Raw genomic sequence first — 22949 nt, forward strand, 5'->3', positions numbered from 1 at the left:
TTGCTCAAGCCTCCTCTCCATCATACCCCGCCTGCCGGTAAAAACACAGCACTGTATCGCCATATTTTTCTTTTCTCCACAAAACCAGCCCGTTTTTTTCCTCGGGCATGTTCTGCCTTTTGCTCACTTCGACAATCACCAGTCCGTCCGGCCCGAGCAATCTGCCGGCAGTAATTAATTCCATAACCCCCGCTTCATATCCTTTATCGTAAGGCGGATCGGCGAAAATAAAGTCAAAATTTATTTTCCTTTCCGACAGATAATGTAAAACCTTAAAAACATCCCCGGCCAGGATTTCGGCCTGCTGGCTGAAACCGGTCAACTCCAGATTACGTTTGATGGCCTGCACCGCCCGGCGATCCTTTTCCACAAAACAGGCCCGGCGGGCTCCCCGGCTCAAGGCTTCAATGCCCACATTGCCCGTTCCGGCAAACAGATCCAGAAAATCGCCCTCCACCACCGCTGCACCCAGAATATTGAACAGCGACTCTTTCACCCGGTCGGCCGTGGGGCGGCCTGTCCAGCCGGCGGGCACATGGAGAATTCGCTTTTTCGCTTTACCAGCAATTACCCGCAACCATATCTGTCCTTTCACCCGTATTGTTATTGTATTATCCACTGCTCACCAGTAATTTTACATGAAAAAATATCTAACCGGACAGCCTAATTTTAAAAAACAGGAGGCCCAGTATGCAAAATATCTGGCAGGCTATGAACATCCATGTCGATCTGGCCCTGGAAGCACGGGAAATCGTCCAGGGCAAAACCGGCCAGGAAATACCCGGTGTTCGGGTAGACCGGGAGAAATTCAACCACGCTACGGTAACCATCGTGCACATTGAAGATCCTGGCGCCGAGCAAATCATGGGCAAACCGGTGGGCACTTACATCACTATTGAAGCACCGGTACTGCGGCACAATGACCCCCTGGCCCACCACGAAGTGGGGGAAATTGTCGCCCGCCAGCTGAGCAAGGTGCTCAACCTGGCTCCCGGAGCCAGTGTACTGGTGGTGGGCCTGGGCAACTGGAACGCTACCCCCGATGCTCTGGGACCCAAAGTGGTGGATTTGACCATGGTCACCCGGCACATCTTCAACTACGCCCCCCAGGAGCTGGCTCCCGGCATGCGGCCGGTGAGCGCTCTGGCTCCCGGTGTCCTGGGCATCACTGGCATTGAGACCGCTGAAATCATCCGCGGGGTGGTGGAAAAAATCCAGCCCGATCTGGTCATCGCTATTGACGCTCTGGCTTCTCGCAATGTGGACCGCATTGCCACCACCATCCAGATTGCCGATACCGGCGTCAGCCCCGGCTCGGGCGTGGGCAATCAGCGCCAGGGGCTGAACCAACAAACCCTGGGCGTACCCGTAGTAGCCATCGGCGTACCCACAGTGGTGCATGCGGCGGTGATTGCCAACGATACCATTGAGGAGTTCATTGAACAGATTAAAAACAGCCCCAGTGTATACAAGGTGTTCAGCACTTTGAACCTGGATATTACCCGCACGGTAATAGAAAAAGTGCTGGAGCCCTTCGGCGGCCACCTGATGGTCACCCCCAAGGAAATAGATGATTTGATCCAGCGCACGGCCAAAGTAATTGCCGGAGGCATCACCCGGGCCCTGCATCCCCAGATGCCGGTGGAACAATACGAATATTATCTGCAGTAGACCAGAAAACAAACCGACCGGGCAGCGGCCTATCCGCCACCCGGTCTTCGTATGTTCGGATATCGCTTAGGACTGCGGAGTCTGCAGAGGGACACTGGTCGTGGCACCAATCGCGGCTCCACCCTGCTGCATCAGGGCTGCTTCGCCCAGGGCCACCAGCCGGCGGGTGATGTTGCCGCCCACATAACCATTTTGCCGCGAGGTCAGCTGCCCCTTGTCAATCTGGTTGTAGTTGGCCAGCCCCAGCTCGTTGGCCACCTCATATTTCATCGCATCCAGGGCACTTTTGGCACCGGGAACCACTTTGGTGTTGGTGTTTCGAGACATTTGCTAATCCCTCCTTTTAATTTTGTTACTAGTATTGTCTCCCGCAAACTAAAGCAAATACATTGTATTTAATGCCACATTTCCCACGCTTATGTGAGCCTAAAAGGCAACATTGCACAATTACGGCATGTGCTGTATTTACAATATTTGCAGCAATTTAATAATATTAATGCTAATTTATTACTCCAAAATTCATTTCTTCCTGAAAAATATTAAACAAACGCTGGCGCAGTGCGGCACAGGCCGGGCTCTGCAGATCCGGGTCGTCCTCCAGCAGTTCCCGCGCGGCCTGGCGGGCTGCCAGCAGGGCCCTGATATGGCGTACCGGATCGGCCAGCCGGTACGTGAATACGCCGGTCTGTTTTACCCCCCACGGCTCACCCGGCCCGCGCAGGGCCAGATCCTTTTCGGCCAGCGCAAAACCGTCGGCAGTTTCCACCAGCGCCTGCAGGCGGGCCAGAGCCTCGGGACTGCGGCTGGAGCTGAGTAAAAAGCAATAACCCGCCTCCCGGCCCCGCCCCACCCGGCCACGCAGCTGGTGCAACTGGGCCAGTCCAAAGCGCTCGGCGTCCACCACCACCATGACCGTAGCATTGGGCACATCCACCCCCACTTCCACCACCGTAGTGCTCACCAGCACGTCAACCTCCCCAGCCTGAAAGGCATCCATCACCCGCTCCTTTTCCCGGGCAGCCATACGCCCGTGCAGCAGAGCCAGGCGGCAGTCCGGCAGCACCCGGTGAGCCAGGTGCTGGTACAGGTTTTCGGCCGCCTGCAAATCCAGCTTTTCCGATTCCTCCACCAGGGGGCAGACCACATAGGCCTGCCGGCCCCGCCGCACCTGCTCCCGAACGGCCCGGTAGGCCTCCCCGGCCTGCCGGCCGGACAGCAAAACCGTGCGCACCGGCTGCCGGCCGGGGGGCAGCTCCCGGATGGTGCTCACTTCCAGATCGCCGTAGAGCGTCAGCGCCATGGTGCGGGGGATGGGCGTGGCAGTCATGACCAAAAGATCCGGGCTGTAACCCTTGTATTCCAGCAGGGCCCGCTGTCGCACGCCGAAGCGGTGCTGCTCGTCAATGATTACCAGGGCCAGCGCGTTAAATTCTACATCCTCCTGAATCAGGGCGTGGGTACCCACCAGCACATCAATTTCACCCGCCCGCACCGCCTGGAGCAGGGCCTGGCGGCGGCTCCGGCCCGTACTGCCAATCAGCAGGGCCAGCTTAACACCGCAGGGGGCCAGAAAGCGCTGCATGGACTGGTAGTGCTGGCGGGCCAGAATCTCGGTGGGAGCCATTACGGCCGCCTGCAGGCCGCTCTGCGCCGCCAGCAGCACCGCCAGCATGGCCACCATGGTCTTGCCGCAGCCCACATCGCCCTGCAGCAGGCGACGCATGGGATGGGATTCCAGCATGTGGCTTTTGATCTCCTGCCAGGCCGCCTGCTGACCACTGGTCAGAGCAAAAGGCAGGCGGGCCAGAAAAACTTCTTCCGCCATGCGCTGCGGATCATACCGAAATGGTTTAACCCGACCGGCCGCCTGCCGCCTTTTCATTTCCAGCAGCAGCTGGTGCATCAAGAGCTCTTCAAAGATAAAGCGGCGGCGGGCCTGCTGATGGAGCTCCCACTGCGTGGGGAAATGCATTTCCCACAGCGCCTGCTCCAGTCCGGGCAGCGTATATTTTTGCCGCAGCGGCCCGGGCAGGAACTCGGGCAACCGGCCGGCATATTCCTGGAGGGCCCAGGCGATCACCCGCCGCAGGTAGCGCTGGGTCAACCGGCCGGTTAAAGCGTACACCGGCACCACCCGACCGGTGTTGAGCTGCCCGCTGCCGTCGTCCAGCCGGTCATAGTCGCTCACCGCCATCTGCCAGCAGCCGAACTGAAACTCCACCCTGCCGCAAACCACCAGTTCGGCACCGGGAGGAAACTGTTGGAGCAAATAGGGCTGATTGAACCACTGGGCCACAAAACAGCCTTTTTCGTCCTGCAGGGTGAATTTCTGGATGCTCAGGCCGGGCCGGGGCTGCACCTGGCTGCCTTCCACCACCCGGCCCCGCATGGTCGCTATTTCCCCGTGCAACACTCTGTCCACAGTTTTCACCAGCCGCCGGTCTTCGTACTGGCGAGGAAAATGATAAAACAGATCCCCCAGGTGGAAGATCTCCAGTCTGTGCAACAGAGCCGCCATTTTGGGGCCAATTTGTTTGATGTAGCGAATATCCAACTGCCAGAGTTCGCCGCTCAACCCAACCACTCTTTTCCCGTCTTTGAGGTTCATACATAAAACAACCCGCCGGTGTTCGGACCACTATCCGCCTGCGGTACGCTCAACAAAAAAACCCGTACCAACCATACGGGTTTTACTGCCAGCTATACCTCAGTGCTTTTTCTTTTTCAGGGTGAACTCCACACCCTGATCCGGGTCGCTCCAGAAGTCCACCAACCGGTAGCCCTGCTCAATGAACTGGCGGCACTGCCGGATGGCCTCCTCCAACTGGTCCAGAAACTTGCTGCCGCTCTTGTCCCCCAGATTGGGAATATTGTCAATGATTATTTTTTCCTCAATGTAGTCCCCGGCAACCACCGGGTCGGCAACCTTTACCTGGCCCACAAAAAATACCTCCCTTTATTTACCTTACCTGATCATAAACGTCCGGGGCACCATCTGTCAAGATTTTACTGCCGGCAATTAACCTGCTTTTTCCTTGCAACCGGATCGTGTTTCTGATAAAATTATTTCGTGTGGTTTTAACGAGAAGGAGGTGTACGCTGATGGCCCGTGTCTGTGCAATTTGCGGCAAAGGCGTTACAGTTGGCATGCAGTACAGCCACTCCCACATCCGGACCAAGCGCACCTGGGCGCCCAACCTGCAGCGGGTAAAAGCCATTATCAACGGCGCACCGCGGCGCATCCTGGTCTGCACCCGCTGCCTGCGCAGTGGTAAAGTACAAAGAGCGATATAAAACGGCAAAACGGCCCGCTAATGGAGCCGTTTTTCGCTTTATATGAGGCGTACCAGCCGGTCCGTGGGCGTAATGCCCGGAATGCGCCCCCGCTTGGCCACGGGCCGGCCGCCTACCACTTTCAGATCCATGGTCATGTCAATGGCCGGGGCGCCCGAAATATAGCTGCCCACGCCAAAAGCGGCCGCTCCGGCTTCCCGCAGCACCGCAATGCGCTCGGGGGTTAGGCCGCCGCTGACCAGAATCTGCACACGGCCAAAGCCGGCCTGATCCAGACGGGCCCGCACTTCCCGCACCAAACCCGGAGTCACCCCGCCCCGCTCGCCCGGCGTATCCAGGCGGATGGCCTGCAGCAGGCCGGGCAGGGCAGCAGCCACCCGCAACGCCTCCTCGGCCTCGTCCTTGAAGGTGTCCACCAGCACTACCAGCGGCGTGCCGGCCGGCATGACGGCGTGGTAGGCCCGGGCCACCTCCACCGTATCTCCCACCACCAGAAAAACCGCGTGGGGCACCGTGCCCACCGGCTCCAGGCCCAGATGGCGCGCGCCCAGAATGCAGCTGGCGCCGTCGGCACCGCCAATCACGGCCGCCCGCTCCATCACCGGCGCCACGGCGGGGTGTACATGGCGGGCCCCGAAACAGATCACCCGGGCACTGCCGGCGGCCTGTTTGCACTGCCGGGCGGCTGTGGCCCAGCCGCTGGAACTGGCCAGCATGCCCAGCAGCGCGGTTTCGTATATGCCAAAATCGTCATAAGGCCCGCTGATGCGCACAATCACTTCCCGGGCGGCAAACTCCTCCCCTTCCGGCAGGGCCCATACTTCGGCTCCGGTATGAGCCAGCAGGGCTTTCACTTCACTCACGCCGGCCAGTACACCGGAGCGGCTGGCAAAAACCTCGGCCACTACCGGCGTGCGGTCCAGTTGCAGGTGGCGCAGGATTTCCCTGGTTTTCAGGAAATAGACATCGGTGGTCCAGCCGGCCAGGATTTCCTCCCGGTCGGCACTGTAGAGCTTTTCCTGCGGACCGCCAGGCAACTTTTCTATATCGGCCAGGGATTGCAGATCAACCGGTTTATTGTTTGCGCTCTGCACGGGTTCTGTTTCCCCCTAATCTTATTCCAGCACCCGGAACAAATTGGCCATCTCAATAGCCGTGACGGCGGCGTCCCAGCCCTTGTTGCCGGCCTTGGTCCCGGCCCGCTCAATGGCCTGCTCGATAGTATCGGCCGTGATCACGCCGAAAATCACCGGCACCTCGCTGTCCAGGCTCACTTTGGCAATGCCCTTGGACACCTCGGCGGCCACATAGTCAAAGTGGGGCGTAGCTCCCCGAATCACCGCCCCCAGGCAGATCACCGCATCATATTTTTTACTCAGGGCCATTTTTTTGGCCACCAGAGGAATTTCAAAAGCGCCGGGTACCCAGGCCTGGGCGATGTCCTGCTCCTCCACCCCGTGCCGCAGCAGGGCGTCCATGGCTCCGGAGAGCAGCTTGCTGGTGATGAACTCGTTGAAACGACCGATCACAACACCCACTTTGATGCCTTTGCCGATCAGGTGCCCTTCATAGGATTTGACCACTTTGCTCTTCTCCTCTCAATAACAGGATATTAACAACACCATCAAAAGGCCACGCCTTTACATTTATTCGCAATGCGCCGGAGCAATCCTGCTCCCCCTGGTTTCGCCCTGCTATTTTTCCACCACACTGAGCATATGTCCCAGCTTGCGCTTTTTGGTGGCCAAATAAAAGCGGTTGCACTGACCGGGGGGTATTTCAATGGGTACCCGGCTGACAATCTCCAGGCCGTAGCCCTCCAGGCCCTTGATCTTGCGCGGGTTGTTGGTCAAAAGGCGAATGCGCCGCAGGCCCAGATCCACCAGAATCTGCGCCCCGATGCCGTAGTCGCGCAAATCGGCCGGAAAACCCAGGGCCTCGTTGGCCTCCACCGTGTCCTTGCCCAGGTCCTGCAAATGGTAGGCCCGGATCTTGTTCAGCAGACCTATACCCCGCCCCTCCTGGCGCATGTACAGCAGCACCCCGGTGCCTTCCGCCTCAATCATCTGCAAAGCACGGGCCAGCTGGTCACCGCAGTCGCAGCGCTCCGAGCCGAAAACGTCCCCGGTCAGGCACTCCGAATGCACCCGCACCAGCGGGGCCTCCACCGCGGTCAGGTCGCCCTTGACCAGGGCCAGGTGCTCTTTTTTATCCAGCAGGCTCTCGTAGGCCACGGCAATGAAGTCGCCGTATTTGGTGGGCAGTTTGGCGTAATCCACCCGCCGGATCAGCTTCTCGTGCTGGCGGCGGTACTGGATTAGGCTGGCAATAGTGCCCAGCTTCAAATTGTGCCGCTGGCAGAATTCCATCAGCTCGGGTACCCGGGCCATGGTGCCGTCGTCCTTGAGGATCTCGCAGATCACCCCGGCCGGATACATGCCGGCCAGGCGGCACAGGTCCACGGCGGCCTCGGTGTGGCCGGCCCGCCGCAGTACACCGCCCTCCTTGGCCCGCAGAGGAAAGATGTGCCCGGGTCGGCGCAAATCCTCCGGCCGGGTGGCCGGGTCAATCATGGCCCGCACAGTCATAGCCCGCTCATGAGCCGAGATGCCCGTACTGGTCTGGACATAGTCCACCGAAACCGTGAAGGCCGTACCATGGGGGTCGGTGTTCTGGGTGACCATGGCCGGCAAGTCCAGTTCATCCAGACGCCTGCCCTCCATGGGCATGCAAATGAGCCCCCGCCCGTAAGTGGCCATGAAGTTGATTACCTCGGGAGTGGCCTTTTCCGCCGCCACAATCAGGTCGCCCTCGTTTTCCCGATCCTCATCGTCCACCATAACCACCATCTTGCCCTGGCGGATGTCCTCCAGTATTTCTTCAATGGTGCTGAAACCTGCTGCCATATCTGCCCCTCCCCTGTTTTATAGCTCTTATTAGAATAGTTCAACCCCGCTGCAGCCAAACCGACCTCAAGCAAAGCCGTGCCGGGCCAGAAAATCCAGGGTCAGCCCGGCCGGTGCGGGCTTTTGCTCCCCGCCCGCCCCGGTAAACAAGCGCTCTACATACTTGCCGATCAGGTCGGCCTCCAAATTGACCGTATCGCCCACCTGCTTGTACCCCAGGGTGGTCACTTTGGCCGTGTGAGGGATGAGCGAAACCTGCAGGCTGTGCTGGCTCACATCCACCACGGTCAGGCTGATGCCGTCGATGGCAATGGAGCCCTTGCGGATGACATAGCGCAACACGCCGGGCGGCGCGGACACAGTCACCAACAGGGCAATGTCCCGCCGCTCCAGGGCCGTAATGGTGCCCACCGCGTCGATGTGCCCGCTCACCAGGTGGCCGCCCAGCCGGTCGCCCAGGCGCAGCGCCCGCTCCAGGTTGACATACTGGCCCGGCCGCAGACCACCCAGGTTGCTGCGGGCCAGGGTTTCGGCCATCACATCAGCAACAAAGTAGTCGCCGCCCCTGTCCACCACGGTCAAACAAACGCCGTTTACGGCGATGCTGTCGCCCAGCGCCGTACCCTCCAGTACCCGGGCGGCAGCTATATACAGCCGGGCTGAATCTGCCCCTTTGGCTATGCTGCGCACTCTGCCCAGTTCTTCCACCAGTCCAGTAAACATCACTCAATCCTCCCGCCGGGTCAGGTAACCTTCAATGCACAGGTCTGCACCCAGCTTTTTGATCTGCCACTCCCGCACGGGCCAAGCCCGGGCCAGCTCGGCCACACCCGGGTCGCCCACCGGGCCGGGCGCACTGCGGCCGCCAATAATTTTGGGGGCGATGAACCAGAGCACCTTGTCGGCCAGCCCCTGCTGCAAAAAGGCGGCGTGCACGGCGGCCCCGCCCTCCACCAGCAGGCTGCTGATTTCCCGGCGCCCCAGCTCATCCAGCAGGGCGGGCAGGCTGACCCGCCCCCCGTCCCCGGACAGCACCAGCACCTGCGCCCCGCATTCCTGCCAGGCCTGTCGCACCTGCAGCGGCGTGCGCTCGGTGGTGGCCAGCAGAGTGGGTACCTGCCGGGCCGTGGCCAGCACCCGGGCCGCGGGAGGCGTGCGCCCCCGGCTGTCCAGGATGACGCGCAGCGGGTTTTGGCCCGGCCCTTCCGGCAGGCGGGTGGTGAGCAGGGGGTCGTCGGCCAGCACGGTGTTCACCCCCACGCAAATGGCGTCGTACCAATCGCGGTGGCGGTGGCCGTACAGGCGGGCGGCCTCGCCGGTGATCCACTGGGACTGGCCGGTAGCCGTAGCGATTTTACCGTCCAGGCTCATGGCCGCCTTGAGCAGGACAAAGGGCCGCCGGGTGGTAATGTATTTGATAAATATTTCATTTAAACGCCGGGCCTCGGCCTCCAGCACACCGGACACCACTTCAATGCCGTGCTGGCGCAGGATGGCCAGCCCTTTACCGGCCACCAGCGGATTGGGATCGGTCATGGCCACCACCACCCGCCGCACCCCGGCCGCAAGCACAGCGCTGGTGCAGGGGCCGGTGCGCCCGTGGTGGCAGCAGGGCTCCAGCGTTACATAGAGCGTGGCGCCCCGCGCCCGCTCCCCGGCCTGGCTTAAGGCGTGGATCTCGGCATGCGGCGTGCCCGCCTTTTGATGATAGCCTTCCCCCACTACCCGACCGTCTTGCACCAGCACGGCTCCCACCAGGGGATTGGGGCTGGTGCGGCCGCGGGCTTTCTCCGCCAGTTCCAGGGCACGGCGCATGTACATTGTGTCCTGTTCGGCTGGTTGCATTTGTATCGGTTCCTTTCGGATAGCTTGTTGGTACAAGCAGGCGGGCGAGCACAGGATGCACACCCGCTGCTTACATAAATCCAAATTACCTCATGCCAGAACTTAAACTAAAAACGCCCCGCAGGTTCCCCCGGGGGCGAAAAAAGCGCAAATAAGCATGCAACACCTGGCCGGCCGGAAAACGGCCGCCCGGGGCGCAACAAAACAGCAATGCGCCATCTTTCACCTTCTCCCATCCAGACTATCACTGTCGGCCCCGGAATTGCACCGGATCTGCCGCCCAAAGACCGCCAAGGGCCTTTCGCCGGCTCGCGGGCTGCCAGGCCCACCGCGCTTTTGTCACGCTACGGGCCTTTCACCGCCGGTAGGGAATTGCACCCGTCCCCGAAGGTACTGTTAAGGCTATGCGGTTGCTTTTAATAATTATAAGCCGCTGCCGGAGCAGTGTCAATTAGGATCGAATTTGCCGCACAAACTTTAACAGAACATATTTTACCGCAACCCTTTTGCTGATATAATTTTCCCATAAACTCCCGCGCCCATCCCAACCCGGGCGGTGCAAGACTCATACAAGGAGGTTTGGCCATTGTCTTTCCTGTCTGCTCTGGAAAAAAGCCGCCAGGACCAGCTGAATTTCCTGGCTATAAACGAAGAGGAACTGTCGCTGATGGCCTCCTACCGGGAACTCTTCACCCAACATGCCGCAGAAGTGGTGGATAAATTCTACCAACACATCTTACAATTTCCCCAGTTGAAAAGCATCATAGAAAAGCACTCCACGGTAGAGCGCCTAAAAGAGACTCAGAAAGCCTATTTCATCAGCCTGACCGATCCCCATCTGGACAGTGGCTACCTGCAGCGCCGGCTGGGTATTGGCAAAAAGCACGTAGAGGTACAGCTGCCGCCCCGCTGGTATATCGGGGCCTACCAGATTTACTGCCAGGAAATTGAGCGGCTTTTAATCCTGCATCACGGCCCGGACAATGCAGCCATCACCCGGGCCTATGATGCCTTTAGCAAACGCATCAACCTGGACATGCAGCTGGCCATAGAAAACTACATCGCCGAGCAGCTGGATCAGCTCATGCTCATGCAGGAAGACATCAGCAAAGTGGCTTCAGTAATCAGTCATATAGCCAGCGAAACCAACCTGCTTTCCCTCAACGCCTCCATCGAGGCGGCCCGGGCCGGTGAACACGGCCGCACCTTCGCTGTGGTGGCCCAGGCCGTGCGCAAGCTGGCCGAGCAATCGGCCCAGTCAGCCAAAGAAATCGACCAGATGGTGAAAAAGAACCAGGCCGCCATCAACCAGATGCAAAAGACCAACGATGCTTAACTCAGCATTATGCACTAATAAAAAGCAAAAAGGCTGGAGGACACCTGCCGGTCCTACCAGCCTTTATTTACAGCAGCAGTTTTATTTCACAGACAAACCGCTCCAGATCATCCAAATGATTGATTAAAATTTCATACAATCTCTCACCCGAAACATCCTGGTAACCATGCACAATTCTGTTCCTGAGACCAATCATACTGGAATAAACCGCCATCCGCTCCTGACTGATTACCCCGTTCTCCGCCAGAATCTGCATAGCCTGCCGGGCATCCCGGGGTGCCCTGAAATATTTTTTTGCTGAAATATGATAGGCTATGTCGATCACGGCCTCAATAGCTGTTTGTAAAGCATATTTTAAGCCGCGCACCAACCAGGGGTTGTTTAAAATATCGTCCTTTTCTCTGTTTAAGAGCAATTCGCGAATGCTGGCCACCTGTTCACGAATGTAGCCAATTTTTTTAAAAACACGTTCATTATCCAATTGACCCACCTCATTGCCGGCGTAAAATTATGAGCTAAATATCTCCTCCAGGGCCCGCCGGTAGCGAGGATAGACCTCAGCATACAGCCGGCTGGCCTGTTCCATGACATCGCTCAAACGATCCCGATCCTGGCAGTATATCAATCTGCCCTGATGAAAAATGCGCACTGCCAGAATGGGCCGTGCCGGATCGATAAAATTTATGTCAAAAACGCGTCCATCTACAGGCTCAAGCCGGGCAGCAATTTGGCCTTCGAGCAAAAAGGCTGACTGACTATCAGGAGCAATGTCCTTTTGCAATACCAGCCCCAGGTCGATGTCGCTATCCGGACGAGACAATTCCAGGGCTGAGCCAAAAATATATGCCGCAGCCACCTGGGGAAAATCGACCAACACCCTGCTCACCTGTTCAGCAACCACGGGCAAGTCGGTTTTTACCAGCTGCATATTCCACCACCAGTCCGGCTTTTGCCGCTTAAATGGTATCCAGGCTTTAAGAAGGTTACTTATATTTTAAAATAACAACAGCACCACAGCAAACCCAAAATTCAGCAGAATTTGCTGAAGCACCCGACATCACAGGCGGTCGGGCCACTTTGTTCCCGCTGCCAGGTCGCCAGTTGATAACGCTGGTAGCGCACAATATAGTCGTCCAGCAAAGCACTAATTGCCATTATCTGGCTCTGAGGCGCACCGTATTCATAAAGAGCGTGCATGGCCTGACGCAGGGCCTCAATCAAATCAATCAGTTTCGCTGCCATAAAGATAACTCCATTCATAATAATTTACTAAAATAGCTATTTATTTACATTTTAATGTGTAATTTTTACACAGTCAACAGAAAATGTTATAATGTTACTCATCTCCTTGCCCCATACGCCCACACCAACTATGCTAAAATTGCAGTTAATGACATTATCAAGCACAGTCTGAAGGGGAGCTCAGCATGAGTGCCAAAGCCGGCCAACTGGGGCAAAAAATCAAACTCTTACGGCAGCGAAAAAAGATCACTCAGGAAAAACTGGCCCGCATTCTGAATATAAACCGCACTACCCTGGCCAACTGGGAAAACGGCCGCGCTGAACCGGATACCGAACAACTGAGAAAGATTGCCCTTTACTTTAATATCACACTGGATGAACTGCTGGATATGCCGGAAACAACCGTCCTCTATTCTCGTACAGGTACTGACCGGGCAGTCGGGCAACTACGAGAAAGTGCCGAACAGGAATGGAGCAGTTTCCTTCTCTTCGCCCGCGAGACCGGGCTTGGTCCACAAACATTGCGCGAAATCATTGAATGGCAAATCAGCACCAGCCTGAATATTTGTCAATATATAAATAAAACAAAGGCGGGAGGTAACAAATAGACCTTGCCCGCCTTTTTCGCTACCACAAGCAAAGAATACTATTCTCCCTGCACAGGCATACCACCTAAGCGTTTTTGTCCTATTGCCAATTATTGTATCATGCAACGGCAATCAGTAAAAGCTTTACGGGCAATTTTCATTTGCCCCTGCAGAGGTTTTTATTTTACAATGTAAAGTATTAAGGAAACAAATGAACACCAGGCCACCAAAATGAACTAATAAGGGGGGAAGTTCCGGCCTGATGCCTTCTTGAACGGCAGTGTTTCATCCCACGGGCCGGAAAAACACATGACCAAACAAGTTGAAATCAGAGCATTTGCCGACTTAAAGAAAATATTCGACCAGCGGGGCTGGTCCTTCCCTTTAATGTATGATTTACCCGCCCCCACCAGCGCTGCCGCCCTGGCCGAGCAGCTATCCTTGCCCCTGGACAAAATAGAAATAGTCTTCGTCAACGGCCGGGCCCAGCCCCTGGAACACACGGTCATGCCCGGCGACCGGGTAGCCTTTGTCCCGCCCGGCACCCCCGGCCCCTACCGGGTACTGCTGGGGTTCATGAATCAAAAGGTAGACGGCCATAATGAAAATCAGTTCTAGGTGTAGCAAATAAGCGGGAGACATTAACCAGTCATCCCGCTTTTTTCAGCTACCTGTTAATCGGGGGCTTTCCCGAGCTGGTGGTCACTGACGACATCCCATTCGCCCAGCGTATCCTGCGCGAAGACGTAACCGATAAAGTGCTCAAAAGAGACATGACCGCCCTCTTCGGAACCAGAAACGTTCTGGAGCTGGAAAAAATATTTCTTTACCTGTGTCTGCACAGCGGCAATATCATTGTCCAGGAAACCATTGCCAAAGAAATCCAAATTGCCCGCCAGACGGTGAGCAATTATATCAGCCAGTTAGAACAAGCTAATTTAATTTACATCAGCCACCCCATTGATCAACATGGCAAAAAAATCCTGAAAAGTAAACCGAAAATATATATCGCCGACGCCGCTTTGCGCAACGCCGTATTGCTGCTTAACGAAACGGTACTGGCCAATGCAGATGAAATGGGCATTATTGTGAAGCCTCTCCCGCCTTCGCTTTCGCTAAGAGGCGGGAGCTTCCTGGTTCATAGAGGTAAAATACCGCCAAAGCGCCACCCTGCAAAAGGATGACGCCCTGTGGGATCTGGCCGGTGAGAAAAACGTGCTGGGAGCCATACTGGTCACCCGGCAGGCGGAAGACTTCGGCTATCTGGAACAACCCGGCGGGGCGCGGATGATAAAAATTCCCGCCCATGCCTTTTTGTACCTGACCGGCTGGGCGGAAAGGGTAAGGGCGGAGTGAATTGGAGAGTACGGTTCTTAATCACGTGCGGCCATAACTTACCTCATTCCCTTTTCTCGGTATCTCTGACAATAAAAACTCCGCCAGCATCAAATCGTATACACTATCCACATCCACTGAACGTTCGGGAGGCATCACAAAAGCTGTCGTTTCCTCGGAAAGAAAAGTCCGTTTTTCCTGCAGCCAATCGCAGCGGGCCACATAAACAGCACCGTTTAACGCGTATACCGGCGGCAAATCCTGACGACGGGCCGGCACTTTCTCCCGAAGTAGAAATGGCTTTAAAAAGCCATCCTGCGCCAGTTGATACATCCAGTAAGGATGATGCGCCGCTTCGGTTACCGAAACGCAGGCCAAAGCTCTCTGATCTACGCAACGAGCAATACAACCGTCAATATCTTCCGCCCGGCGCAGGGGCGAAGTGGGCTGCAACAGCACCACATAATCATACTTTTCCGGCAGAGCTTGCAAGGCATGCAGTACGGGCTCAATGCCCGGTGTATCATCCCGGGCCAACTCCGCCGGACGCACAAAGGGAACTTCACAACCTAGACTGCGGGCCGCAGCAATGATCTCGGCATCCTCAGAGGAAAGGATTAAACGGTCTATATAGCGCGATTTTTTCGCTGCCTCCACTGTCCAGGTCAGAAGAGGCTTACCCGCTACAAGGCGCAGATTTTTACGGGGTATCCCTTTAGAACCACCGCGGGCAGGAATGATGGCCAAAAGGGTTTTATCACGGTACACAAACATTCCCCCCGGCCCCGAAAACCGCCTCAAACTCCCCATTGGCCCGTTCATAATCGCTCAGGCGGCCAATATCCAGCCAGTATTCCCGCACCGGAAAAACGGCCGTCTCCTGCCTCTGGGCCACCAGGCGGGCAAACAGGTCGGGCATATCAAAGTAAACGCCGCGCGGCAGCAGTTCTAAAACCGCGGGCTGCAGAACATAAATGCCGGCATTAACAAAAAATCGATGCACCGGCTTTTCATCAATACCCAACAGTCGGTGCCCATCCATCTTGACCACACCATAAGGCACCTGCAGGTCGAACTCCCGCACACACATAGTGGCCTGCGCCCGATTGTCCAGGTGAAAGCTCAAAAGCTGGTCAAAATTGACCCGGGTGAGCAGATCGCCATTCATTACCAGTAGAGGATGCACGGGTTTCTCGGGCAGAAGGCTCAATGGCCCGGCCGTGCCCAAACGTTCCTCCTCTTCTATGTACTCAATCTGCACATACCAGCGGCTGCCGTCACCAAAATATTGCTTGATCATATCAGCTTTATAGTTAACTGATATATAAAACCGCTCAAAGCCGTATTCGATAAAATTATGCAAAATGGTCTCTAGAATTGGCCGGCTACCCACCCGCAGTAAGGGTTTGGGACAGTCCTGAGTAAGGGGACGCAGCCGGCTGCCCAATCCGCCGGCCATCAACACCACCAGATTCTCCTTCCGCCCCCCTTTGAGCAGTTCCTCCAGAATTTCTATGCCCATCACACGCCCGGTTTCATCCAGCACCGGAATCTGGCGCAGATTCTTGGCCTTCATCACAGCCAGAATATCCTGCCGGTCTTCATTCACCCTGGCAACTGTGGGAGCAGGGTTCATCACCCTGGCAACCGGTTCATCCAGTGTTAGACCCCGCAAAATAGCCCGGCGGATATCGCCATCGGTCACAGTACCCAGTAGCCGCCCGGCATCATCCACCACCAAAGCTATTTGCAGGGCGGCGGAGTCAATGATTCTAATGGTCTCCAAAACCGACACACTGGGGGAAACTAAAACATCACGCCAGTTCCTCATTTTTGCACCACCTTCGCTGGTACACCCATTACCGTCACATTATCTGGTACATCGCGTACTACCACCGCTCCTGCTGCCACTATGCTGTTTTTACCAATGGTAACGCCATGAATAAGCGTAGCACCGGCACCTATGTAGGCATTATCTCCTATCGTTACACCACCAGACACGATTGCTCCAGGTGCAATATGAACATGCTTACCAAGAACACAATCATGGTCAACAGAAGCACGGGTATTAATAATAGTATTTTCGCCAATCAGGCAGCCTACCTGCACCACCGCGCCAGCCATTACCTGGACACCTTCCGCCAAACATGCCAATGGTGATAATACAGCAGAAGGGTGTATTAGCGTTTCAAACCGATAACCCTTTTTCTTAAAAAAATTATATACTTTTGCTCTATTTTCCAGCGAGTCTGCAAAACCCAACCCATTTGCCAGCATTATTTTATCTGGAGAGTAATCCAGTATAACATCATCATCTCCAATTATTGGTACATTGAATAGGGTTATCTGTTTGTATTTTTCCGTAATACCTAGAACAGTAGTCCCATTGAGCAATAATAAGTCCAGAACTACCCGGGCATGTCCACCGCCACCAATTAGTATTACCGATTTTTTGCTACTCATATTTGCTCATCGGGCAGATAATCCTTTGCTGCCCGCTTCCTCACGTAATCCCAGAACAACATGGGCGAACAGCCATTACCCGGCCGTTTGGCAGTGACATTTTCCCCGGTAAACTGCTCCCCCCTTTTGATTGCTCTGGCCGCCACCAGACTGCGCCGCGCTACTGGCATATTCTTTATTTCCGAGGCAGCAGGAATTTTCAACCCGCTGCCCAGAGCCTGTTCTACCTGCCGAATAGCCTGCACCATCTGTTTAAGTTCCCCCGGTTCCAGAGAGGCCCGGTGATCCGGACCGGGCAGGTTGCAATCCAGTGTAAAATGCTTCTCAATCACCACCGCTCCGCGGGCCACGGCAGCAATGGGCACAGCAATACCCGGCGTGTGGTCGGAGTAACCTACCGGCAGGCCAAAGGCAGCACGCAATGTATCCATAGCCCGCAGATTGACATCTGCAAATGGGGCTGGATACTCGGTGGTGCAGTGCAGGAGGGTGACCTTCCGGCGCAGGGCCTGTCGCCCCTCCTCCGAGGCATAGGCTGCCTGAAAAGCTGCCAGGGAAGGCTCTGCCTGGAGCCTGATATAGCCAAAAGCCAGCACTCCCAGAGCAGTTTCCACCTCACCCAGTGTGCTCATGCCGGTGGATAAAATCACCGGCTTACCCGTACGGGCTATATACAGCAAAAACGGCCCATTGGTAATCTCTCCCGAAGGTATTTTGATTAGTGGTACGTCAAAATGATTAACCAGCAGGTCAACACTGGGTTCATCAAAGGGCGTGGAGAGAAACTGGATGCCTTTCTGCCGGCAGTATGCCACCAGCTCGGCGTGCTGTTCCTCGGAAAGCTCCAGTTTGCGCACCATTTCCAGCTGGGATTCACTTTCCGCCGTGGTACGGCACTGGTATGCTGCCTTGGGCGCTGAACGGCTGACCAACTTTTCGGCCCGAAAAGTCTGAAACTTGACCGCATCGGCTCCGGCCTGCACAGCCACATCCACCAGCTGTTTGGCCAGCTCCAGAGAGCCGTTGTGATTTACTCCGGCTTCGGCGATAATAAAAGTATTCGTTCTTTGGGCAAACAAAACACTACACCTCATAAAAACGCTTTTTCAGTAAAGCTTTATAATCATAAATGCTTTTCAATATATCAACCATTTTACGGGAACTGTCTCCATCTCCGTAGGGATTAACTACATTGTTACAATCTAAAACAAATGCTTTGTATATGGCCTGTTTGATTACTTCCGCTTGCGGCTGACAGCTAATCACTGAAGCAGCCATCAGCCGCCCCTTTTGCCTATCGCCAATATTTACCGTAGGTTTTTTAAAGGAAGGAACTTCATATAGACCACTGGAGGAATTGCCAACAACTGCGTCTACTTGGGCAATGGTACTCAAGTAAACCAATTGTCCTAAAGATGTATGAAAAACAGCATTGTTGTGCTGATTTACGAATTGTCTGATCAAATTGTTTAACCCTCTACCGGAAGGGTCTGCATTGGACGAGGTAAATATATAGCCTATATCACTGGATAATTCCTGGGATATTTCTTCAAGGGCACGCAATAACTCTGACAGTTGGAATTCTGAAGGCACACTATCCAAAGTTACGGGATGGAAAGTGATCAGTAGATTTTTATTCCGTAGCTTAAAATCTAATTTTCTCTCCAGTTGCTCTTTATTTAGCAGTGATAAGCGCTTTATATTATCAATGGCTGTGCTGCCAACATTGTAAATATAAGCATCATCCTCTCCCAGTTGCCTTACACGTCGGGCGGCCGACTCATTGGTGACAAAATGCAGGTGAGACATCTTGGTTATACAGTGCCTAATAATATCGTCAAAGGCGCCTTCTGTAATGTCCCCTCCGGCAATATGGGCCACCGGTATCCTGGCTACCAGTGCCGCCTGGGCTGCGGCCAGTATTTCAAAGCGATCTCCCAGCAGTACCAGAATATCTGGTTTTAGCCTGTCCAGAGCATCGGCAAAGCCAATTGTAGCCAGGCCGATGGATTTGGCAATGCCCACAGGTGTATCACTGGAAAGCAACATTTCAATTTTTTCATTAATAGTAAAGCCATCTTCTTCAATCACTTTATATGTCAGGCCGAATTCAGGAGAAAGGTGCATACCGGTAGCAATAATTTGCAGTTCCAAATCTGGATCGGCCTGTATTTCTTTCATCAGCCAGTACAGCAGGCCATATTCTGCCCGGGTACCGGTCACCACACATATTTTTTGCCGGGACATTTTATCACCGCTTGTTATTGTTTGTTTTTCCATGCAAGTCTCATTTTAATGACAACATTTGACAACGCCAGATTTACAATAAAATGCCTTACCATAGGTGAGAACTGGAAGGCAGATTAATGATGCGGCTTTGCAAACTTCTGGCCACATTTAGATGCATCTGAGGACATCCCTCATACATGGGCAATTCTGGCATCAGCCGCCAGACCGGGCGGGTTTGTATATCCAGCCGATGGGTTTCCGCCAGCAAAGTATCGCGCAAATCACATTCTTCATTTAATAACAGGGCATTCAGCCAGTAGTTGCTGCGGGCAAATAGCGGCTCGCAAAAAAATTGTACACCCGGCACGCCAGCCAGGGCGTTCCGGTATTTTTCCGCCAGGGCGCGTTTTTGGGCCACAAAATCCGGCAGTTTTTCCATTTGGGCACACCCCAGGGCAGCATTAATGTTGGGCAGGCGGTAGTTGTAGCCCAACATGTCGTGGTAGAATTCCCAGGGATGGGGCAGCTTGGCCGTAGTGGTTAAATGCTTGGCCAGGCGGGCCAACTCCGGGTCACTGGTGAGTATAGCGCCACCCCCACCGGTAGTGATGATTTTATTACCGTTAAAGCTCAAGGCGGCCAGACGGCCGAAGGTGCCCACATGACGGCCTTTGTAAAGCGAACCCAGGGCTTCGGCGGCGTCCTCCACCAGTACCAGGTGATAGCGCTGGCACAGATCTAGGAGGGGATCCAGATCCACAGGATGACCAAAGGTGTGCATGGGTAGGAGCACAGCTATACGCCGCCCGGTAAAGCGGTTGTAACAATGGCCATCTTTGATCTGCGCTATATCTACCAGATAGTCAGCCAGTTTGACCGGATCCACCCCCAGTGTGTCGGGGGCACTGTCCACAAAATGGGGCTCGGCACCACAGTAACGCACGGCATTGGCCGTAGCCACAAAGGTAAGGGCGGGCATGAGCACTTCATCACCCGGCTGTACACCGGCCAGTAAAAGGCAAATGTGCAGGGCGGCCGTGCCATTAACAGTGGCCACGGCATAACCGGAGCCGGTATACTCGGCTAACATTTGCTCAAACCGCGTGACATAGCTGCCCACCGAGGAAACCCAGCCACTGTCCAGGCAGTCCCTTACATAGGCCCACTCGTTGCCGGCAAAGCAGGGCTCGTGCAGGGCTACCTGTGCCGCCTCGGGCAGTACGGACTTTATGGTATTAATAATTTGCTCCACGAGACTGCTTTTGTCCATACTCCACCAGCCTTTTAAATATTATACAATTCCGCCTTGTAGCGGCACAAGTTGGTCGGGTTGGTAAACCAGGCAATGGTTTCCTCCAGCCCCCTGGCCAGACCCTCCCGCCCGGCATACTGGGGCTGCCAGCCCAGCAAGCGGCGGGCTTTACTGTTGTCGGCACACAAGCGCTCCACTTCACTGGCGGCCGGACGCAGGCGGACTTCATCGGTGACTATTTCCAGGTCATCCGCTCCCATCAGCTCAGCAATCAACCGGGCCGTGTCGCCAATGGATATTTCATAACCGCTGCCAATATTAATCACTTCACCGGCACAGTTTGGGGCTGCCAGGGCAGCGATAAAACCGCTCACTGTATCCTTAATGTAGTTAAAATCCCGCGTGGGGTGCAAGGCCCCCAGTTTAAGCCGTCGTTGCCCGCTGGCCAGTTGGGTAATAATAGTGGGAATGACGGCCCGGGCTGATTGGCGGGGACCGTAGGTGTTAAAGGGCCGCACAATTGTAACAGGCAGGCCAAAGGACAGGTAAAAAGATAAAGCCAACTGGTCCGCGGCCACTTTAGTGGCGGCGTAGGGCGACTGGGCCTGCAGGGGATGCTCTTCGTTGATGGGCACAAAGCGGGCCGTACCGTAAACCTCACTGGTGGACGTGTGGATGAACTTCTCCACGCCCACCTCCCGGGCAGCCTGCAGCAGGTTGAGCGTGCCCTTAATGTTGGTATCCACATAGGTGTCCGGCGAATGGTAGGAGTAGGGTATAGCAATTAAAGCCGCCAGGTGCAATACTGCCCCACATCCCTGCATGGCCTGTTTCACCCCGTGCGGGTCGCGGATATCGCCGGGGAACACGTCTATCTGACGCAGGATTCCAGGTACTAATGTATCCAGCCAACCCCAGGAGTTAAAGGAATTATAGAGTACAAAGGCACGTACAGGGTAGCCCTGCTGCACCAGTGCCTCCACCAGATGGGAACCGATAAAGCCGTCGGCGCCGGTAACTAATATCTTTTTTTTAGCCAATGCAGTGCACTCCATTCAAATCACTGGCTCCATATTGAGAACACGATACCATGAATCTAGCATAGGCGTAATTTCATATTTTATGAGATCTGCCAAAAAAATATAATCCATATCTAACATTGCTCGCTCCATAAAAGAAATAATCTGCATAAATATCAACACTTGTTCTTTATTGAAAGACTTTGTTTCCTGCATTACAGAAAGCAAATCCAGCAACTGCGCAGCTGTCATTGTAAATTCTTGCATTAATTGCATTGCCCGCTCGATTTCTGCTAACATTACATTTTCCCAAATAGATCTTCCAATATCTTCTAACTTCATAACCAGATACGCAATCTGATTGGTATTTTGAGCAATATTCATTTTTTATTTACCTCATACATAAAAGCATTTTCCATTATCAATAGCTTGTCCAAAAGATACGCGTACATATTTTTTTTGCAATCAAAATATTCTCGAGAAGTGAAAATCATCTCAACCTGTTGGACAAGAGGAGCTAAAATCTCTCTAAAAAGTGGACGCTGTACAATATCCTCTTCCTTTTGTATTATAAGTTGCTTTTTTTTCTGCACGTCAACACTCTGATCCTCGATACAGCGAATTATGTCCTGGCAGAAAATTATTAAATCTTTATTATCATTATACATCAACTTTATAATCTTTTCTTTTGCCTCTAAGGAATCATTTTTTAACCAGTTGCTATAACATTTCTCTATCAATTCTGCAAAGTTGACCGACTGCCTGTATGCAAGGTAATTCCTGATATAGGAACTGAACTGGATATCTCTAGCACCAGCAATTGATAGGCCATCACTGGTAGCATTCAAGTATTCTATGTGAGGAAAGCCCCTGATTACATTTTCATACAGGTCACGCATGGCCAAAAAAGCCCTATTTGTATATACTTGCTCTCCCTTTTTATTAGTTACCTTCACAAAATTAGGATTATTATCAAATGAGCTTGAAACATCAACGCTACCTTTCACGTATGCAGCATCTTCCGCATATGACTTACCCCTGCTGTAACAAAAGTCCTGGCCCAGAAATATTATCGGATTGCATCCCAGTGCGGAAAGATTGTATAAAATTATATTAGCTATAGAAGCACCGCTGTAAAGACCTATGTTAGGCCATCCCATACTTAGATAAAGAAAATGATCAATCGGTTCAACACACATTAAAAACTTGGGACCGGCAAACAAACCCGGCACTGTGTGGTAAACACTTCCCCCATAAAGCAAGGCAATGTCTTTATTTTTTTTCAGGCCAACAAACAAATCTTCTTCTAACTTAGTACCATCAATGGCACCGCAAATGTGGGCCTTAATCTCATTCTTATCCAATATACTTAATCCAGTGCCTACAGCAACCACAAGAGCCTTGTCCAATACTTTAGAAAGGTGCTCCAGCTCATAAGTTAAAGAAGGACCTGCTGCAACTATAATTGCCGGCATACCCCTGATGCTGTCTTTCAGCGCCGTTACCGGACAAGTTTGGGCCAAATACTTAAAATTGGCAGCGTAGTTTTGACACCACTGGCGGTGGTACAATAAGTTTGTATAAAAGTTTACCTGTAAAACATTTATGAGTTTTTTTAGATAATCCTGCAACTTATCAAGCAGGTCTTTGTATATTACTCGATAAGCGGGAAGTACTACAAAACTCATCCTGGCAGTTCTATTCTGTTCTAATGTTTGTGAAAAAAAATTAATTATCTGCTCATAGCGATTATCTTGGTTGAAATTAATA

The 22949-nt window shown here is 54.0% G+C and carries 28 protein-coding genes and 1 riboswitch; of the genes, 7 read left to right on the top strand and 21 right to left on the bottom strand.

Features of this window, described 5'->3' with window-relative positions; translation table 11 throughout:
- Positions 1-4: 4 nt before the first annotated feature.
- Positions 5-619, bottom strand: coding sequence for a 16S rRNA (guanine(966)-N(2))-methyltransferase RsmD (gene rsmD, locus ACUVTU_RS08605; RefSeq protein ID WP_445889556.1), 615 nt, complete (start codon positions 617-619; stop codon positions 5-7).
- A 71-nt stretch (positions 620-690) separates the two neighbouring features.
- Between rsmD and gpr the strand changes: the two genes are divergently transcribed.
- Positions 691-1671, top strand: a complete 981-nt coding sequence (gene gpr, locus ACUVTU_RS08610) for a GPR endopeptidase (protein ID WP_445889557.1) — start codon at positions 691-693, stop codon at positions 1669-1671.
- 66 nt (positions 1672-1737) lie between these two features.
- Here gpr and ACUVTU_RS08615 read toward each other — a convergent pair whose 3' ends face one another.
- The 3 genes from ACUVTU_RS08615 to ACUVTU_RS08625 form a co-directional block, all read right to left on the bottom strand.
- Positions 1738-1998, bottom strand: a complete 261-nt coding sequence (locus ACUVTU_RS08615) for an alpha/beta-type small acid-soluble spore protein (RefSeq protein WP_018084845.1) — start codon at positions 1996-1998, stop codon at positions 1738-1740.
- 172 nt (positions 1999-2170) lie between these two features.
- Positions 2171-4279 (bottom strand): ATP-dependent DNA helicase RecG, encoded by a 2109-nt coding sequence (gene recG / locus ACUVTU_RS08620; protein WP_445889558.1) that lies wholly within the window; start codon positions 4277-4279, stop codon positions 2171-2173.
- A 99-nt stretch (positions 4280-4378) separates the two neighbouring features.
- Positions 4379-4612: a hypothetical protein gene (locus ACUVTU_RS08625; RefSeq protein ID WP_445889559.1), complete on the bottom strand. Its 234-nt coding sequence runs from the start codon at positions 4610-4612 to the stop codon at positions 4379-4381.
- A gap of 161 nt (positions 4613-4773) precedes the next feature.
- Here ACUVTU_RS08625 and rpmB point away from each other — a divergent pair, with 161 nt between their 5' ends.
- Positions 4774-4965, top strand: coding sequence for a 50S ribosomal protein L28 (gene rpmB / locus ACUVTU_RS08630; RefSeq protein WP_445889560.1), 192 nt, complete (start codon positions 4774-4776; stop codon positions 4963-4965).
- Positions 4966-5003: 38 nt separating this feature from the next.
- On the opposite strand, the gene ACUVTU_RS08635 is transcribed toward rpmB, so the two are convergent.
- The 5 genes from ACUVTU_RS08635 to ribD all read right to left on the bottom strand — a co-directional run bounded on the left by ACUVTU_RS08635 (position 5004) and on the right by ribD (position 9692).
- Positions 5004-6059, bottom strand: coding sequence for a nicotinate phosphoribosyltransferase (locus ACUVTU_RS08635; protein WP_445889561.1), 1056 nt, complete (start codon positions 6057-6059; stop codon positions 5004-5006).
- A 21-nt stretch (positions 6060-6080) separates the two neighbouring features.
- Complete coding sequence (gene ribH, locus ACUVTU_RS08640) at positions 6081-6548, bottom strand: 6,7-dimethyl-8-ribityllumazine synthase (RefSeq protein WP_445889562.1); 468 nt, start codon at positions 6546-6548, stop codon at positions 6081-6083.
- A 111-nt stretch (positions 6549-6659) separates the two neighbouring features.
- A complete protein-coding gene (locus tag ACUVTU_RS08645) occupies positions 6660-7871 on the bottom strand; it encodes a bifunctional 3,4-dihydroxy-2-butanone-4-phosphate synthase/GTP cyclohydrolase II (RefSeq protein WP_445889563.1) in 1212 nt (403 codons plus the stop codon).
- A 66-nt stretch (positions 7872-7937) separates the two neighbouring features.
- Positions 7938-8594, bottom strand: a complete 657-nt coding sequence (locus ACUVTU_RS08650; protein WP_445889564.1) for a riboflavin synthase — start codon at positions 8592-8594, stop codon at positions 7938-7940.
- 3 nt (positions 8595-8597) lie between these two features.
- A complete protein-coding gene (ribD, locus tag ACUVTU_RS08655) occupies positions 8598-9692 on the bottom strand; it encodes a bifunctional diaminohydroxyphosphoribosylaminopyrimidine deaminase/5-amino-6-(5-phosphoribosylamino)uracil reductase RibD (RefSeq protein ID WP_445889565.1) in 1095 nt (364 codons plus the stop codon).
- Between the two features lie 244 nt (positions 9693-9936).
- Positions 9937-10112, bottom strand: a riboswitch (FMN riboswitch).
- A 190-nt stretch (positions 10113-10302) separates the two neighbouring features.
- On the opposite strand from ribD, the gene ACUVTU_RS08660 reads away from it, so the two are divergent.
- Positions 10303-11052 carry a protoglobin domain-containing protein gene (locus ACUVTU_RS08660; protein WP_445889566.1) on the top strand — a complete coding sequence of 250 codons (750 nt, stop codon included), beginning with the start codon at positions 10303-10305 and terminating at the stop codon, positions 11050-11052.
- A 67-nt stretch (positions 11053-11119) separates the two neighbouring features.
- Here the strand turns inward: ACUVTU_RS08660 and hepT are convergent, their stop codons facing one another.
- The 3 genes from hepT to ACUVTU_RS08675 form a co-directional block, all read right to left on the bottom strand.
- Positions 11120-11533, bottom strand: coding sequence for a type VII toxin-antitoxin system HepT family RNase toxin (gene hepT / locus ACUVTU_RS08665; protein ID WP_445889567.1), 414 nt, complete (start codon positions 11531-11533; stop codon positions 11120-11122).
- A 27-nt stretch (positions 11534-11560) separates the two neighbouring features.
- Positions 11561-11980, bottom strand: a complete 420-nt coding sequence (locus ACUVTU_RS08670) for a nucleotidyltransferase domain-containing protein (RefSeq protein ID WP_445889568.1) — start codon at positions 11978-11980, stop codon at positions 11561-11563.
- 101 nt (positions 11981-12081) lie between these two features.
- On the bottom strand, positions 12082-12294 hold the full coding sequence (locus ACUVTU_RS08675) for a Spo0E family sporulation regulatory protein-aspartic acid phosphatase (RefSeq protein WP_445889569.1): 213 nt from the start codon (positions 12292-12294) through the stop codon (positions 12082-12084).
- A gap of 185 nt (positions 12295-12479) precedes the next feature.
- Between ACUVTU_RS08675 and ACUVTU_RS08680 the strand changes: the two genes are divergently transcribed.
- The 4 genes from ACUVTU_RS08680 to ACUVTU_RS08695 all read left to right on the top strand — a co-directional run bounded on the left by ACUVTU_RS08680 (position 12480) and on the right by ACUVTU_RS08695 (position 14237).
- The gene (locus tag ACUVTU_RS08680) at positions 12480-12902 is read left to right on the top strand and encodes a helix-turn-helix domain-containing protein (protein ID WP_445889570.1); all 423 of its coding nucleotides are present in this window, start codon (positions 12480-12482) and stop codon (positions 12900-12902) included.
- Positions 12903-13190: 288 nt separating this feature from the next.
- Positions 13191-13499, top strand: coding sequence for a MoaD/ThiS family protein (locus ACUVTU_RS08685; protein ID WP_445889571.1), 309 nt, complete (start codon positions 13191-13193; stop codon positions 13497-13499).
- 80 nt (positions 13500-13579) lie between these two features.
- A complete protein-coding gene (locus ACUVTU_RS08690) occupies positions 13580-14065 on the top strand; it encodes a DUF4143 domain-containing protein (protein ID WP_445889572.1) in 486 nt (161 codons plus the stop codon).
- Positions 14066-14096: 31 nt separating this feature from the next.
- Positions 14097-14237, top strand: coding sequence for a hypothetical protein (locus ACUVTU_RS08695; RefSeq protein WP_445889573.1), 141 nt, complete (start codon positions 14097-14099; stop codon positions 14235-14237).
- A 21-nt stretch (positions 14238-14258) separates the two neighbouring features.
- On the opposite strand, the gene ACUVTU_RS08700 is transcribed toward ACUVTU_RS08695, so the two are convergent.
- The 9 genes from ACUVTU_RS08700 to ACUVTU_RS08740 all read right to left on the bottom strand — a co-directional run.
- The gene (locus tag ACUVTU_RS08700; protein ID WP_445889574.1) at positions 14259-14984 is read right to left on the bottom strand and encodes an acylneuraminate cytidylyltransferase family protein; all 726 of its coding nucleotides are present in this window, start codon (positions 14982-14984) and stop codon (positions 14259-14261) included.
- The gene (locus ACUVTU_RS08705) at positions 14974-16047 is read right to left on the bottom strand and encodes a nucleotidyltransferase family protein (RefSeq protein ID WP_445889575.1); all 1074 of its coding nucleotides are present in this window, start codon (positions 16045-16047) and stop codon (positions 14974-14976) included. The genes ACUVTU_RS08700 and ACUVTU_RS08705 overlap by 11 nt, the downstream gene beginning before the upstream one ends.
- Positions 16044-16679, bottom strand: coding sequence for an acetyltransferase (locus ACUVTU_RS08710; RefSeq protein ID WP_445889576.1), 636 nt, complete (start codon positions 16677-16679; stop codon positions 16044-16046). The genes ACUVTU_RS08705 and ACUVTU_RS08710 overlap by 4 nt, the downstream gene beginning before the upstream one ends.
- Entirely contained in the window at positions 16676-17758 is a 1083-nt protein-coding gene (neuB, locus tag ACUVTU_RS08715; RefSeq protein ID WP_445889577.1) for an N-acetylneuraminate synthase, read from the bottom strand. Before neuB ends, ACUVTU_RS08710 begins: the two co-directional genes overlap by 4 nt.
- Positions 17759-17762: 4 nt before the next feature.
- Positions 17763-18959 (bottom strand): UDP-N-acetylglucosamine 2-epimerase, encoded by a 1197-nt coding sequence (neuC, locus tag ACUVTU_RS08720; RefSeq protein WP_445889578.1) that lies wholly within the window; start codon positions 18957-18959, stop codon positions 17763-17765.
- Between the two features lie 55 nt (positions 18960-19014).
- The gene (locus tag ACUVTU_RS08725; protein ID WP_445889579.1) at positions 19015-20178 is read right to left on the bottom strand and encodes a LegC family aminotransferase; all 1164 of its coding nucleotides are present in this window, start codon (positions 20176-20178) and stop codon (positions 19015-19017) included.
- A 14-nt stretch (positions 20179-20192) separates the two neighbouring features.
- On the bottom strand, positions 20193-21200 hold the full coding sequence (locus tag ACUVTU_RS08730; RefSeq protein WP_445889580.1) for an NAD-dependent 4,6-dehydratase LegB: 1008 nt from the start codon (positions 21198-21200) through the stop codon (positions 20193-20195).
- Between the two features lie 15 nt (positions 21201-21215).
- Positions 21216-21563 carry a hypothetical protein gene (locus ACUVTU_RS08735; RefSeq protein WP_445889581.1) on the bottom strand — a complete coding sequence of 116 codons (348 nt, stop codon included), beginning with the start codon at positions 21561-21563 and terminating at the stop codon, positions 21216-21218.
- Positions 21560-22949: motility associated factor glycosyltransferase family protein (locus ACUVTU_RS08740; RefSeq protein ID WP_445889582.1), on the bottom strand; the 1390-nt coding region annotated here is incomplete at its 5' end. The genes ACUVTU_RS08735 and ACUVTU_RS08740, both read right to left, overlap by 4 nt.

The sequence above is a fragment of the Desulfurispora sp. genome, assembly GCF_052744395.1.